Annotated in this window: 12 protein-coding genes and 1 riboswitch; of the genes, 10 read left to right on the top strand and 2 right to left on the bottom strand. The window is 57.8% G+C overall.

Translation table 11 applies throughout. The features are described 5' to 3' along the window. The first annotated feature begins 7 nt into the window (after positions 1-7). Positions 8-1,072 (top strand): class II fructose-bisphosphate aldolase, encoded by a 1,065-nt coding sequence (fba, locus tag P3M64_RS02630; protein ID WP_132938223.1) that lies wholly within the window; start codon positions 8-10, stop codon positions 1,070-1,072. Between the two features lie 252 nt (positions 1,073-1,324). Then, complete coding sequence (locus P3M64_RS02625) at positions 1,325-2,311, top strand: DMT family transporter (protein ID WP_132938224.1); 987 nt, start codon at positions 1,325-1,327, stop codon at positions 2,309-2,311. 175 nt (positions 2,312-2,486) lie between these two features. Here P3M64_RS02625 and P3M64_RS02620 read toward each other — a convergent pair whose 3' ends face one another. Beyond that, the gene (locus P3M64_RS02620; protein ID WP_132938225.1) at positions 2,487-3,407 is read right to left on the bottom strand and encodes a LysR family transcriptional regulator; all 921 of its coding nucleotides are present in this window, start codon (positions 3,405-3,407) and stop codon (positions 2,487-2,489) included. A gap of 229 nt (positions 3,408-3,636) precedes the next feature. Between P3M64_RS02620 and P3M64_RS02615 the strand changes: the two genes are divergently transcribed. The 8 genes from P3M64_RS02615 to phnE all read left to right on the top strand — a co-directional run bounded on the left by P3M64_RS02615 (position 3,637) and on the right by phnE (position 12,839). Continuing rightward, complete coding sequence (locus P3M64_RS02615) at positions 3,637-5,016, top strand: ribulose-bisphosphate carboxylase (RefSeq protein ID WP_132938226.1); 1,380 nt, start codon at positions 3,637-3,639, stop codon at positions 5,014-5,016. Between the two features lie 137 nt (positions 5,017-5,153). Beyond that, positions 5,154-5,960, top strand: coding sequence for a CbbQ/NirQ/NorQ/GpvN family protein (locus tag P3M64_RS02610; protein WP_132938227.1), 807 nt, complete (start codon positions 5,154-5,156; stop codon positions 5,958-5,960). 27 nt (positions 5,961-5,987) lie between these two features. Then, the gene (locus P3M64_RS02605) at positions 5,988-8,246 is read left to right on the top strand and encodes a nitric oxide reductase activation protein NorD (RefSeq protein WP_132938228.1); all 2,259 of its coding nucleotides are present in this window, start codon (positions 5,988-5,990) and stop codon (positions 8,244-8,246) included. Positions 8,247-8,301: 55 nt separating this feature from the next. After that, positions 8,302-8,955 (top strand): ribulose-phosphate 3-epimerase, encoded by a 654-nt coding sequence (gene rpe / locus P3M64_RS02600; protein WP_132938229.1) that lies wholly within the window; start codon positions 8,302-8,304, stop codon positions 8,953-8,955. 113 nt (positions 8,956-9,068) lie between these two features. Beyond that, positions 9,069-9,285, top strand: a riboswitch (cobalamin riboswitch). Continuing rightward, a complete protein-coding gene (locus P3M64_RS02595; protein WP_276157057.1) occupies positions 9,269-10,012 on the top strand; it encodes an energy-coupling factor ABC transporter permease in 744 nt (247 codons plus the stop codon). It overlaps the preceding riboswitch by 17 nt. A 307-nt stretch (positions 10,013-10,319) precedes the next feature. Continuing rightward, on the top strand, positions 10,320-11,219 hold the full coding sequence (locus P3M64_RS02590) for a phosphate/phosphite/phosphonate ABC transporter substrate-binding protein (protein WP_132938231.1): 900 nt from the start codon (positions 10,320-10,322) through the stop codon (positions 11,217-11,219). 31 nt (positions 11,220-11,250) lie between these two features. Continuing rightward, complete coding sequence (phnC, locus tag P3M64_RS02585; protein WP_132938232.1) at positions 11,251-12,015, top strand: phosphonate ABC transporter ATP-binding protein; 765 nt, start codon at positions 11,251-11,253, stop codon at positions 12,013-12,015. Beyond that, entirely contained in the window at positions 12,012-12,839 is an 828-nt protein-coding gene (gene phnE / locus P3M64_RS02580; RefSeq protein WP_132938233.1) for a phosphonate ABC transporter, permease protein PhnE, read from the top strand. The genes phnC and phnE overlap by 4 nt, the downstream gene beginning before the upstream one ends. 41 nt (positions 12,840-12,880) lie before the next feature. Here phnE and phnF read toward each other — a convergent pair whose 3' ends face one another. After that, positions 12,881-13,603 carry a phosphonate metabolism transcriptional regulator PhnF gene (gene phnF, locus P3M64_RS02575; RefSeq protein WP_132938234.1) on the bottom strand — a complete coding sequence of 241 codons (723 nt, stop codon included), beginning with the start codon at positions 13,601-13,603 and terminating at the stop codon, positions 12,881-12,883. Positions 13,604-13,640 lie beyond the last annotated feature (37 nt).

The following is a 13,640-nucleotide window of genomic DNA, read 5'->3' as shown; positions in this document are numbered from 1 at the left end:
ATGACTAATGGCACTCGTCTCTCTGCGACAGCTGCTCGATCACGCCGCGGAAAACGGTTACGGCCTGCCCGCGTTCAACGTCAACAATATGGAACAGGTCAAGGCGATTATGATCGCCGCCGATGCGGTGGACAGCCCCGTCATTTTGCAAGGCTCCGCCGGAGCGCGCAAATACGCCGGCGAGCCGTTCTTGCGCCACCTGATCTTGGCCGCGCTTGAGGCCTATCCTCATATCCCGGTGTGCATGCACCAGGATCACGGCACCAGCCCGGCGGTCTGCCAGCGTTCCATCCAGTCGGGCTTTAGCTCGGTGATGATGGATGGTTCTTTGATGGAGGACGGCAAGACCCCGTCGACTTACGATTACAACGTCGAAACCACCCGCAAGGTGGTCGAGACGGCCCATTCATGCGGCGTTTCCGTGGAAGGGGAACTGGGCTGCCTGGGATCGCTGGAAACCGGCGAGGCGGGCGAGGAGGATGGCGTCGGCGCGGAAGGCAAATTGACCCACGACCAAATGCTGACCGATCCCGAAGAGGCCGCCGATTTTGTTAAGAAAACCCAAGTTGACGCCCTGGCGATCGCCATCGGCACCAGCCACGGCGCATATAAGTTCACCCGTCCGCCGACCGGCGATATTCTGGCCATCGAACGGGTCAAGGAAATCCACGCCCGCATTCCCGACACCCATCTTGTCATGCACGGCTCAAGTTCGGTGCCTCAGGATTGGCTTAAGATCATCAACGATTTCGGCGGTGACATGGGGCAGACCTACGGCGTGCCGGTCGAAGAAATCGTCGAGGGTATCAAGTCCGGTGTACGCAAGGTGAATATCGACACCGATTTGCGCATGGCGTCCACCGGGTCGATCCGACGTCATCTGGCGCAAAATACGTCCAACTTCGATCCCCGGAAGTATTTCGCCGAGGCGACCAAGGGAATGACGGAAATTTGTAAAAACCGCTACGAGGCCTTCGGCTCCGCCGGACAGGCGCAGAAGATAAAGCCTCTGTCTCTGGAAAAAATGTTTGAACGTTACGCCGCCGGTGAATTGGATCCCAAGGTGAACTGACCGGGCCTCGGCATAAAACTTACAACGAAAGGAAGGCGGGCTTAGGCCCGTCTTTTTTTCGTTTATGACTCTGGCTTTCGTTTATGACTCTGGCTTTCGTTTATGACTCAGGCTTTCGCTTATGACTCTGGCGTTTTTTCCGCGAAGGATGCTCTCTTTGACGTTGCCGTTCGATCCTGTTAGGCAGGTTGAAAAGGGAACGGAAGCCTTGAGACACCCGTTTCTTAACGCATCGTGTGACGGGTCGTTTCCATGAAAAATAAAAAATCCGACATCGCCGAAAATGAACAGCTTTCCGGCGTTGCCTTGATCTTGCTGGCGACGGCTTGTTTATCGTTGATGGACGGGACGATAAAATATCTTGTCGGTCAGGGCTTCGCCGTCGTGCAAATCTTAGCCGTGCGCAGTTGGTTCATCGTTCCCGTGCTGTTGATTTGGGTGTTGCACACGAAGGGGGGCGGCGTTTTGCGCACGCGGCGCAAGTGGGCGCATTTTTCTCGCGTCGTGTTGGGGATGGGGGCGCCGTATTTTTTCTTTACCGCCCTTAAAACCATGGCCCTTGCCGACGCCACGGTTATTTTTTTCGGATCGACCTTCATCATGACGGCGCTTTCGGTGCCGGTGTTCAAGGAAAAGGTCGGCGTTCATCGTTGGAGCGCCGTTATCATCGGTTTTGTCGGCGTCGTGATCGCCATGAAGCCCAGTGGGAATGTGTTTCAGCCCGGCGCGCTTTATGTCGTGGTATCGAGCATCTCGTACGCGTTGTTCATGTTGTCAACGCGCTGGTTGGGCCTTCGCGAGGGGGCGTTCAAACAGGTCGTATACTTTAACGTGTGGATCGGCTTGGCGGCGAGCGCGGCATTGCCGTTGAGCTTCAAACCCATGACCGGGATGGACGTCGCCATGGCGGGCTTGGCCTCGGCTTTCGCCCTTTTGGGGCACCTCAGTTCGACCCGGGCGTTCGCGCTCGCCCCGGTCGGTCTTCTGGCGCCGTTCGAGTATTCCGGCCTGTTGTGGGCCAGCGGTATCGGATATTTTTTTTGGCGCGAAATCCCCGGTCCAAACGCGCTTGTCGGCGGGGCGGTGATCGTCGCCTGCGGGCTATATCTGGTTCATCGCGAATCTAAAAACCATCGGGCCCGAGGCCGCCGAAAGACCCCGGGTGACGTTGTCGCCGATCCGATCGTTGCGCCGGCCCTGATCGCGACGCCGAAAAAGGGCCGCGATCAAGAAAGTTAGACGCCGTTTTTTTAGGACGCTCGCGTGGTGGTTAGGGCCTGACCCTAGTGGTTTGAGTTTAACATTTGAGTCCGATGCAATTGGACACAAATGTGTGAAGAAATCAAACTGCAACAAAAAGATAGATAGTGGTCGGCCCGATGGTTCGCGGGAGCGAAACGTCGGAGTCGATCCACTAGAGCGCGCTGATGGGCGGCTTGCGTAACAACCCTTTGGCTTCGTTAAGGACAAAGTCCCTAAATGCTTGGGCGGAAGGCGAAAGATGTTTCCCCTTTCGGGAAACCAGATACCAACTACGCATCAACGGAAAGCGCTGGATGTCGGGAATAATTAAACGCCCGAGGGTCAATTCCATCTGCACCGCGTCGCGGGACATTAACCCCAGTCCCAGCCCGGCTTGAACGGATTGTTTGATTGCCTCGTCGGAACTGACCTCCATGCCGTAGGTAATCTTAAGGTCGTGTTTGCGGAAAAATCGTTCCATGGCTTGGCGCGTTCCCGATCCTTTTTCACGCACCAGAAAAATTTCTTTTTCCAGGGCGCGTAGGGGAATTTTTTTACCCGTGGCGAAGGCATGATCGGGGGGGGCGATGACGACCAGAGGATTTTCCATGAACGATCCGGCCTCAAGGTCCATCTCGCCGGGGGGCATTCCCATGATCACCATATCGACGTCGTTTTCCGCCAGTTGCGCCAGTAACGCCTTGCGGTTGGTGACGTCCAGGTGGACGCTGACCAGGGGGTAGCGTTCGTGAAAAATTCTTAGTAAGGCGGGCGCGAAATAATTGGCGGTTGTCGCCGCGGCGATGCGCAAACGCCCATGCCCCGGCTCCTTGTATTCGTTGAGAACGGCGTCTAGATCGTCGATTTGCTGTAAAACATCGCGGGCGTGCTGAAGCACGATTTGGCCGGCTTGGGTCAAATATATTTTTTTTCCGACATGCTCAAGAAGAGGTAGCCGCACCTGATTTTCAAGTTGTTTGATCTGCATGGAAACGGCGGGTTGGCTGAGGTTTAGATCTTCGGCGGCGCGCGTGTAACTGTTGTGTTTAACGACGGATGAGAAGACTTTTAGTTGTCGTAACGTGATGTTCATGGCGCTATGCTGTGATGTTGTTTACGGAGATTTTTATCATAATATTTTCTTATGATAGATATCAATATTCATTACTTCACTTATGGTTTGTGGCTTGCTAGAACCAGGGCGAGCCAGATCGGAAAATATGGGAAGAATGAAACGGTCCGGTTGAACCATGTGGTCATGATGACCGTTTCGTCCGCGTGGCGCGCGATGCGCCAATATCAAACAGAGGGGGTTTTAAGTTATGGACCAATCCGCACGGTATGCCGATTTATCGTTGAAAGAGGACGATTTGCTTAAAGAAGGCAAACACGTCCTGGTCGCTTATGAGATGATGCCCAAGTCAGGGTACGGATATTTGGAGGCGGCCGCCCATTTTTCCGCGGAATCGTCAACCGGCACCAACGTCGAGGTTTCCACCACCGACGATTTCACCAAGGGCGTGGACGCCCTAGTCTACGAAATCGACGAAGCCAAGCACATCATGAAGATCGCCTATCCGGTGGAATTGTTCGACCGTAACATCACCGACGGGCGTGCGATGATCGTCTCGTTCTTGACGTTGGCGATCGGTAACAATCAGGGCATGGGGGATATCGCCCATGCCAAAATGCTTGATTTTTATGTGCCGCCTAAGTTTCTGCAACTTTTCGACGGTCCTGCAAAGGACATCTCGGACATGTGGCGCATCCTCGGACGTCCGATCAAGGACGGCGGGTATATCGCCGGCACCATCATCAAGCCGAAATTGGGCCTGCGCCCCGAACCGTTCGCCGAGGCGGCCTATCAGTTCTGGCTGGGCGGCGATTTTATCAAAAACGACGAACCCCAGGGCAACCAACTTTTCGCGCCGATGAAAAAGGTGATGCCCCTGGTCGCCGACGCCATGCGCCGCGCCCAGGACGAAACCGGCGAGGCCAAGCTGTTTTCCGCGAACATCACCGCCGACGATCATTATGAAATGCTCGCCCGCGCCGAGTATGTTTTGGAAACCTTCGCCGAAAACGCCTCGCACGTGGCCTTCCTGGTCGATGGCTATGTCGGTGGGCCGGGCATGGTGACGACGGCGCGTCGTTGCTTCCCCAATCAGTATCTGCATTACCACCGCGCCGGTCACGGCGCCGTGACGTCGCCTTCGGCCAAGCGCGGCTATACCGCCTTCGTGCTCGCCAAGATGTCGCGCCTGCAAGGGGCGTCGGGGATCCATGTCGGCACCATGGGCTACGGCAAGATGGAAGGTGCGGCGGATGACCGCAACATCGCCTACATGATCGAACGCGATAGCGCCGACGGTCCGTTCTATCACCAGGAATGGTACGGCATGAAGCCGACCACGCCGATTATTTCCGGCGGCATGAACGCCCTGCGTCTGCCTGGATTCTTCGAAAACCTGGGCCACGGAAACGTGATCAACACGGCCGGCGGCGGGTCATACGGTCACATCGACAGCCCGGCGGCGGGCGCCGTCTCGTTGCGCCAGGCCTACGAATGCTGGAAAGAGGGGGCCGATCCCATTGAATGGGCGAAGGAGCACAAGGAATTCGCCCGCGCCTTCGAAAGCTTTCCCGGCGATGCCGATAGCATTTTCCCGGGATGGCGTGACAAATTGGGCGTGCATAAATAAGCTCGCCGCGCTCTGTCGTGAGATCCGCCAGAAGCCCCCGCTTTCCGTGCGGGGGCTTTTTGGTGGAGGCCGAAGCAAGGGGGGGACAGGGGAGCGCCCCCTGTCGTGTTAGCACCGTCCGTGATGAAGGAGATCCCATGAGCACCGATGTCGAACAATTCAAGATTCACGACGAACCCTTCTATCGTCCGCAGCGCGGTGAAATTGATCTTTATCGCGCGGCGTACCAGGAACGCCTTCCGGTGATGATCAAGGGGCCAACCGGATGCGGCAAGTCGCGTTTCGTCGAATATATGGCGTGGTCCCTGGGTCGCCCCTTGATCACGGTGGCGTGCAACGAGGATATGACCGCCTCCGATCTTGTCGGACGCTACCTTCTCGACGCCAACGGCACCCGCTGGGTCGATGGGCCATTGACCACGGCGGCGCGGATTGGCGCGATTTGCTATCTGGACGAAATCGTCGAGGCGCGCCAAGACACGACCGTGGTCATTCACCCGCTGACCGACCATCGCCGCGCGCTTCCGCTGGACAAGAAAGGGGAACTGGTTAAGGCGCACCCGGATTTTCAGTTGGTGATTTCGTACAATCCCGGATACCAGAGCCTGATGAAGGACCTGAAGCAATCGACAAAGCAGCGCTTCTGCGGACTTGACTTCGATTACCCGGAAAAGGATTTGGAAATTGCCGTGGTCGCCAAGGAAGGCGGTTGCGACGAGGCCGTGGCCGCCAAGTTGGTTCATATCGGCGAGATTGCCCGCAATTTGAAGGGGCACGGATTGGATGAGGGTATCTCGACCCGCTTGTTGATTTACGCCGCGCGCCTGATCGCCCAAGACATTGCCCCGGACGCGGCCTGTCGCATGGCCCTGGTGGCGCCGATTAGCGATGATGCCGATATTCGCGCCACGCTTTATCACGCCATCGAAACCGTGTTTGCTTGACGGGTCGAACATGTAAAGGGATACACCATGACGCTGAGCGCGGGCGAACTTGAGGAATTAAGGCGAGAGCTCAGCTGCGGCTTCGAGCAGCTTGACGGCGTTTTCCCCGAGTGCATGGAAAATGCGGTCGTGCGCTTGAGTCCGGCGGGCGTGAAGACGTATCTTGAGGGCGCTTCCTTGATCTGCATGATCGGGCGCGGGTTCGAGCCGGTGCTGACGTACCTGGAGAAAATGCCCGAACTCGCCGAACGTCTGGGCGAGGAAACGCTCTCTTTGGTATCGCAAAGCGTCTGGAAAATGTCGCGCACCCCCAACGGCCAGGCAATACCGCCGTTCCTGCAATGCCTTCCCGAGGCCGCTCGCCGTTTGGGCACGGCGGAACGCCTGGGGACGTTTATCGATATCGTCTTCGACATCATGGCGCGCACGACGCGCTCCATCCATGGCTTTCACGCCACCATTCCCAGCCCCGGTTTGGTCGATTTTCTCGATCATACGCCCTATCTTCTCAGTCAACTGTCCCTGGACGGGGTGCAAAACTGGGTGGCGTACGGGCTGCGCTATTACCTCGATCATCCCGATCGCCAACGCGATTATTTTTCCTTGCAATCGGCCGACAGCAGGGCGGTGTTGCAACGCGAACGTCATGGCACTCTGTATGGCGACGTCGAACGCGCCTTGGGCCTCTACCTGCGTGCGCTGTGGCGGCGCGATGATTTTTTGATCCCGTATTCCACCGGATTTGACGAATTGCGCAAGCCGACGCCGTATTTCGACCACCTCGGCATACGCCTACCCGACGTCTACGACGACCTGGGAGAGATCGCCGGAATTGACCGCTATCGGGCGCTGCTGGCCCATATCGCGGCCCACCGTCGGTGGACGCGGGCGATTGTCGCCGATAATTTCAGTCCTTTTCAGCGCTTGGCGATCGAGACTTTCGAGGATCTGCGCGTGGAAACCTTGGCGATACGTCTTTATCCCGGACTTGGAAATTTATGGCGCGCGCTCCACCCCAAACCGATCGAGGGGGATTGCGATCCCGATGCGATGTCATGCATTCGCCATCGGTTGGCGATGTTTTCCTATGCCGTTTTGGATCCGGATCACCCTTATGGCGACCCGAATATTTTGTCTTTCGTCGAACGCTTTCACGCTGAAATGGAGCACGGTGAAAGCTCGACGAAAGCCATGGCCGATCTCGCGGTGACGTTTATCACAAAAACACGAGGCGCCGCCGATCTGTCGGCCAACATTTACTTTAAGGATACCGAAATCGACTACCGAGACGATAACAGGCATATGTGGACCTTCATCGAGATGGGCGATGAAGAAGAGATGTTCGATCAGCCTGATAAGACCCAGGTCGAAGACGAAGAACAACAGAACGCCTTGCCGCCGCGTTATTACCCTGAATGGGATTATCACACCCAAAGCTATCGTCCCGATTGGGCCAGCTTGTACGAAAGCCTCCATCCCAGTGCCGACCCGGCGCGTATAGATGATCTGCTTGTTAAGCACGCCGCTTTGGCGAAGCAATTAAAGAAATTGATGGACCTGCTAAAGCCTCAGCGCTACGTCCGAATTCGTTTTCAGGAGGACGGCAGTGAACTCGACCTGGATGTGGCGTTGCGCTCTCTGCTCGATTTTAAAAGTGGGTGCACGCCCGACCCGCGCATTACGATGAGCCATCGTCACGACGGTCGGGATATCGCGGTTTTGCTTCTTCTCGATCTGTCCGAATCGCTCGACCATGTGCCGCCGGGGGGGAGCCAGAGTATTCTCGAATTGAGCCAAGAGGCCGTGGCGCTGTTGGCTTGGGCGATCGACGGTTTGGGCGATACCTTCGCCATCGCGGGATTTTCCTCAAATACGCGCCATGAGGTGCGCTATCAGCATATCAAGGGCTACGGGGAAAAGTGGGACGACACGGTGAAGGCGCGCTTGGCGGCGATGGCGGCCGGGTACTCGACTCGGATGGGTGCGGCCTTGCGTCACGGTGGGCACTATTTGTCGGCCCGCAAAGCCGACAAAAAGCTGATGCTGGTCCTTACCGATGGCGAGCCGTCCGATATTGACGTGAAGGAAGACCGCCTGCTCATCGAAGACACCCGAAAGGCGGTTCAAGAATTAGACCGTGACGGTATTTATACGTACTGTATCAATCTCGACCCCGATGCGGATAATTACGTTCGCGATATTTTCGCCAACCGCTACACGGTTATCGACCGTGTCGAGCGCTTGCCAGAAAGGTTGCCGCAACTTTTCATGGCGCTAACGAAATAGTATGAACGCGATAGTCTTAATTATATCAATAACCTAAAACAACAGAGAGGCCGCCATGACCGTTAAAATCGCCCCTAGCATTCTGTCCGCGGATTTCGCCCAACTGGGCCCCGAGGTCAAAGCCATCGACGATGCGGGATGCGACTATATCCATATCGACGTCATGGACGGTCATTTTGTTCCCAATTTGACCTTCGGCCCGCCGGTGATCCAGTGCATTCGTCCGTGGACGAAGAAAGTTTTCGATGTCCACCTGATGATCGACCCGGCCCAGCCCTATCTCGAAGAATATGCCAAGGCGGGCGCCGATATCATTACCGTCCATGCCGAGGCCGATAAGCATCTCGATCGTTCGCTCCAGGTGATTAAGGATCTGGGAAAAAAGGCCGGGGTGTCGCTAAACCCGCATACCCCGATCAATGTCATCGAACATGTCCTCGACCGTCTCGATCTGATCTTGATCATGTCCGTCAATCCGGGCTTCGGCGGGCAGGGGTTTATTCCCGAGGCGCTCAATAAAATTCGCGCGGTCAAAGAGATGATCGGCGCCCGCCCGATCGAACTGGAGGTGGACGGCGGCGTCAACGCCGGCACCGCGAAGGCGGTCGTCGAGGCCGGCGCCAACGTCTTGGTCGCCGGAAGCGCTGTTTTCAAGGGCGATGACTACGCCGCGACAATCAAGGCGATTAAAGAGGTTTACGAAAAATAACAAACCCCAGGCCTTAATGATAAGACCTTAATGACATGTGAGAGACATCCGGCCCTTTGCGGCCGGATGTCTCTTTTTCATGGGCTGGGCGTTGCCGCGCGCGATGAACTCTGATAGACAATAATGACCATTGGTTTCTCAAGGGCAAAGCCCGTGAGATGAAAAGGGAACACGGTAGGGAAGACCTCGACGGGTCCCGATCCGTGGCTGCCCCCGCAACTGTGAACGGTAGCGGCCTTTCGTAAACCCACTGGCGATTTTTCGCCGGGAAGGGGAAGGGCCTCGCGATGATCCGTGAGCCAGGAGACCTGCCATGGTTTTAGCCGGCCGCCGTATAGGGGTGGCGGCCATGTTTTTGTACGGTGGGTACGTAAAGGAAAGTAAAATGCATATCGAACCGGGTTTCGTGACGCCCGTAAAAGTCGCCATGGCCAATGTCGGCGCGCTCGCTATTGCCGGATGGGCCCTCAAGGAACATATCAAAATTTCGATTAAAAACCCCTGGTCGGTGGCCAAGCCTTTGGTCGCCGCGGTTTTCTTCACCCTTTTCATGCAGAGCTTCCACATGCAGGTCGGTCCGTCCGAACTGCATTTCGTCGGTGCGATGGCGATGTACCTGACGCTCGGGTTTATACCGACGCTGTTGGGGTTCGCCATCGGGTTGCTGCTTCAGGGCTTGGTCTTCTCGCCCTGGGATTTGGTCAATCTGGGGGTTAATTCGCTGTCATTAATCGTGCCGTTGCTGGCCGTGCATTACGGCGGCGGGCGGCGTTATTTCGCCGGCGGCGATGCGCCGCAAATTTCGTGGGCGCGTATCGTTAAATTGGATGCGATGTATTATTCCGGTGTCACCGCGATGGTCGGGTTCTGGCTGACGGTCGGCGGCGGCGAGGCGCACTTTATGGCTTGGCTGAAGTTCGCCAGTTCCTATCTTGTGCTCGTGGCGCTTGAACCCGTGTTTACGTGGACCATCGTCAAAGGATTGAAAAAAATAGAAAATTCATCCTTTGTCTCGCGTTTGTTCGCGGTTCGAGAACTGAATATCGCCGGCTCGTAAATCCACTTTTCCAGAAAAAACGCCGCCTTGGCCGTGATGGTCCAGGCGGCGTTTTTTTGACCTTATCACAGGCTTCAAACCTCGCTTACGCGCGCGCGGGTCCACTCTTTCGAGACGGTTCGGTCATGGCGCCCGTTCGAACACAAAAGTGTAATTGAGCGTTCACAGTTTCATTCAAAAACCGCAACGCCGCGCAACTAGACTTCCTCCCGTTAACGCCTATGCCGCCATCGCTTCGCGTTCCGATCCAGGGGGCGGCGAAGGGGAACGGTTCACGCCGATAGATCACATCACGGGAGAGAAAAAAATGAAGCTTCGTGTCGCCGTCATCGCCGCCGGTGCGATGGCCACCATGGCCGCCACCGCCGCCTCGGCCATGGCCACCTCGGCCGATTGCCCCAACAACGGCGTCGTCCGTTTCGCCGTCGAGCCTTACGAATCGTCGGCCCATTTGATGCCTGTTTATAAGAACCTCGGCAAACTGATCGGCGAGAAGATCGGTTGCACGGTCAAGGTGCTGATCACCACCAACTACACCGCCGAGATCGAGGCGATGCGCAACAACAAGCTGGAAATCGCGCAGTTTGGTCCGCTCGGCTATGTGCTCGCCCATCAGGTCGCCGGGGCCGAGGCCGTCGCGACTTTCGCCACCCCAGACGGTAAGCCCTCGACCTACACCGCCAGCATCGTCACGTGGCCGGGTTCGGGAATAGCCTCGCTCGATGACGTCAGAGGTAAATCGTTCGCATTTTCCGACGCGGCATCGACCTCCGGTCACCTGTTTCCGGCCTATGGCCTGAGCACCAATGGCATCGACCCCGACCATGGCGTCAAGGCGATTTACGCGGGCAGCCATACCTCGTCCTACGAGGCTTTGCGCCATCACAAGGTCAAGGCCGGCGAATTGAACAGCGAACAGATCGAGTCCGCCAAGCAGGCCAACGAGTACAAGGATGGCGACTTCATCACCTTGTGGAAATCCGATCCGATCCCGACCGATCCGATCACCGTACGCGGCAACCTGCCCGCGGCGTTCAAGGCCCGTGTTTCCAAGGTGCTTGCCAATCTCGATCTTAGCGTGCTGTCCGAAGCGGACCGCAAGGTTCTGGTCGCCAACGGCTCACATCTGGTGCCGGCGACGGATCATACTTACGACCTGATCCGCAGCCTGGTGCACACCTTGCATATCGACTTGGCCAAACTCTAAGGCCGACGGCTCACCCTGAAGGAGACTTCTCATGAAGACGCCATCGCGCACGCTTCTAGATATCACCGATCTCGCCATGTGTTACCCTAACGGAAAGCAAGCGTTGCACGGCGCCAGCCTATCCGTTCGGGCGGGTGAATTGGCGGTGGTTTTAGGGAGCAACGGTTCGGGCAAGTCCACCCTGCTCAAGTGCGTGGCCCGTCTTTTGACGCCGTCTTCGGGGGCCATCAGGGTCGCCGGACAGGATCTTACCGCCCTGTCCGGCGAGGCCCTGCGCCGGGCCCGCATGGCGTTGGGGATGGTGTCGCAACACGCCAATTTGGTGAAGCGGCGCAGTGTCATCGCCAACGTGGTCAGCGGCACGCTCGGGCGCCACCGCAATCCGGTCACCGCCTTGGGCTTCTTGCCTCGCGGCGAATTCACGTCCGCCCATGCCCTATTAGATCATGTCGGTCTTGTCCACCTTGCCCGCCAACGCGCCGGAACGCTTTCCGGCGGCCAAGCGCAGCGTGTCGCCATCGTCCGCGCCCTGGCGCAACGACCGAGCGTGTTGCTCGCCGACGAGCCGGTCGCCAGTCTCGATCCCGAGGCGGCTCAGGACGTCATGGGTTTGCTGCGCCGTCTCGCCAGCGAGGACGGCCTCGCAGTATTGTGCGTCCTGCACCAGCCGGAACTTGCGGCGCGTTACGGCGATCGCATCATTGGCATCCAGGATGGGCGAATTTTGTTCGACACCCCGCCCAAGGGCATGTCCGACCACCACGTTTCCACCCTTTACACAACGCAGGCAGCATGAACACCATTCCCGCTCTCGCCGACGCCCCCCACACGCCGAATGGCCATCAAGTCATCTCTGACGGCGGTCCGTCTCGCACGCTGCGTCTTGTCCTTGGCTTCGGCGCCCTGATTGCTTTCATCCAATCCCTATTCGTCATCGAGGCCAAGCCCGAGGACCTGATTTCCGGTGCGGCGGGCATGGCCGATATGATCTCCCGCGCCATGCCGCCCGCCGTTGACCAGTTGCCCAGCGCCATGTGGCCGGCGCTGGAGACCATCGACATTGCCATTTTCGGCACCTTTGCCGGGGTGTTCCTCGCGGTGCCGCTGGCCGTGCTCGCCGCCGGCAATGTCAGTCCGGCGCGCCCGCTCTATTATCTGTCGCGGGCGGTGATCGCGTTGTGCCGCTCGGTCCCTGATTTGGTGTGGGCGCTGCTGTTCGTCGCCGCCGTCGGGCTTGGCCCGTTCCCCGGCGCATTGGCGATCTCGATCCATTCGGTCGGTATGCTCGGGCGCTTGTTCTCCGAGGTTATCGAGGACATGGATATGGGGCCGGTGGACGCCCTGACGTTGACCGGGGCGACCCGGATGCAGGTCTTCACCCACGCCGTATTGCCCAGTGTGCTGCCCTCGGTTCTGGGCATCAGCCTGTATCGTCTCGACGAGAATATCCGCTCGTCGCTGGTGCTCGGCTTCGTCGGCGCCGGGGGTATCGGTTTCCAGCTGCTTACGGCCATGAACCTGTTTCAGTATAAAACGGTCTCGGTGCTGCTGATCGTCACTTTCGTCATGGTGATGCTCGCCGAACGCTTCTCCGCCTATCTGCGCCGCGTGATCGCCTGAGGGGGATCGTCATCCCCGGCGGAATTTTACCATTTGCACGATCAGGGTGTGAAAACCACTTGTACCCGGTCGCCCGCGAAACGGCTGATGGCGAATTCGACCGGACGACCGGTGGTGTCGATATTGATATTTTCGCAGACCATGATTGGACGGGTATGCGCCTGACGAAGGTATTCGGCATCTTCGCGCTTTGGCAGACGGGCGCTGACGCGTGTCTCCTTGCGGGTATAATCTTCAACACCAAGGCGCGCCAGAGTGCGGCTAATCGATCCCGTCTCGCGAAAGACGTCGATCAAGTTAGGGAATCTTCGGGCGCAAAAATAACTATCGGCGATGTTGACCGGACGACCATCGGCTTCGTTCAACGTGCGCAGTTGGATAACCATCGCGCCGGGGGGAAGGGTGAGGTTGTCGAGCGTTTTCTCATTGCCCTCAACGATGCGGGACATCAGCAAGCGCCCGCCGGGAACGCGCGATTGTGCGCTCATGATTTCGCTGAACCGCGTGCGCTTGCGCACCGCATAATCGATGACATCCTCGCGAACGAACGTCCCCCGGCCCTGCGCGACGGTAAGTAAGCCTTCCTCGACCAGGGTGGCGACGGCGCGGCGCACCGTGTGCCGGTTAACGCCGAAGCGCGACGCCATGGCGTTTTCGGTGGGCAACTGCGCACCGGCGGAATACCGCGCGCCGACAATCTCGGCCTTCAGGATATCGGCGATCTGCCGCCATACGGCGACGCCGCGGCTGCGGTCTACGGACATCGAGAATCCTCCTTATGCGTTGGCGGACGCATGGTGC

The sequence above is a fragment of the Varunaivibrio sulfuroxidans genome, from assembly GCF_029318635.1.
Lineage (GTDB): Bacteria > Pseudomonadota > Alphaproteobacteria > Rhodospirillales > Magnetovibrionaceae > Varunaivibrio > Varunaivibrio sulfuroxidans.
Note: the sequence above shows the minus strand (reverse complement) of the source record. Positions and strands in the feature narration are given on the sequence as shown.

What these genes read in the sequence shown, in the direction of transcription:
- fba (WP_132938223.1), top strand. Translation starts at nt 8, where the DNA reads ATGGCACTCGTCTCTCTGCGACAGCTGCTCGATCACGCCGCGGAAAAC.
- P3M64_RS02625 (WP_132938224.1), top strand. Translation starts at nt 1,325, where the DNA reads ATGAAAAATAAAAAATCCGACATCGCCGAAAATGAACAGCTTTCCGGC.
- P3M64_RS02620 (WP_132938225.1), bottom strand. Translation starts at nt 3,407, where the DNA reads ATGAACATCACGTTACGACAACTAAAAGTCTTCTCATCCGTCGTTAAA.
- P3M64_RS02615 (WP_132938226.1), top strand. Translation starts at nt 3,637, where the DNA reads ATGGACCAATCCGCACGGTATGCCGATTTATCGTTGAAAGAGGACGAT.
- P3M64_RS02610 (WP_132938227.1), top strand. Translation starts at nt 5,154, where the DNA reads ATGAGCACCGATGTCGAACAATTCAAGATTCACGACGAACCCTTCTAT.
- P3M64_RS02605 (WP_132938228.1), top strand. Translation starts at nt 5,988, where the DNA reads ATGACGCTGAGCGCGGGCGAACTTGAGGAATTAAGGCGAGAGCTCAGC.
- rpe (WP_132938229.1), top strand. Translation starts at nt 8,302, where the DNA reads ATGACCGTTAAAATCGCCCCTAGCATTCTGTCCGCGGATTTCGCCCAA.
- P3M64_RS02595 (WP_276157057.1), top strand. Translation starts at nt 9,269, where the DNA reads ATGGTTTTAGCCGGCCGCCGTATAGGGGTGGCGGCCATGTTTTTGTAC.
- P3M64_RS02590 (WP_132938231.1), top strand. Translation starts at nt 10,320, where the DNA reads ATGAAGCTTCGTGTCGCCGTCATCGCCGCCGGTGCGATGGCCACCATG.
- phnC (WP_132938232.1), top strand. Translation starts at nt 11,251, where the DNA reads ATGAAGACGCCATCGCGCACGCTTCTAGATATCACCGATCTCGCCATG.
- phnE (WP_132938233.1), top strand. Translation starts at nt 12,012, where the DNA reads ATGAACACCATTCCCGCTCTCGCCGACGCCCCCCACACGCCGAATGGC.
- phnF (WP_132938234.1), bottom strand. Translation starts at nt 13,603, where the DNA reads ATGTCCGTAGACCGCAGCCGCGGCGTCGCCGTATGGCGGCAGATCGCC.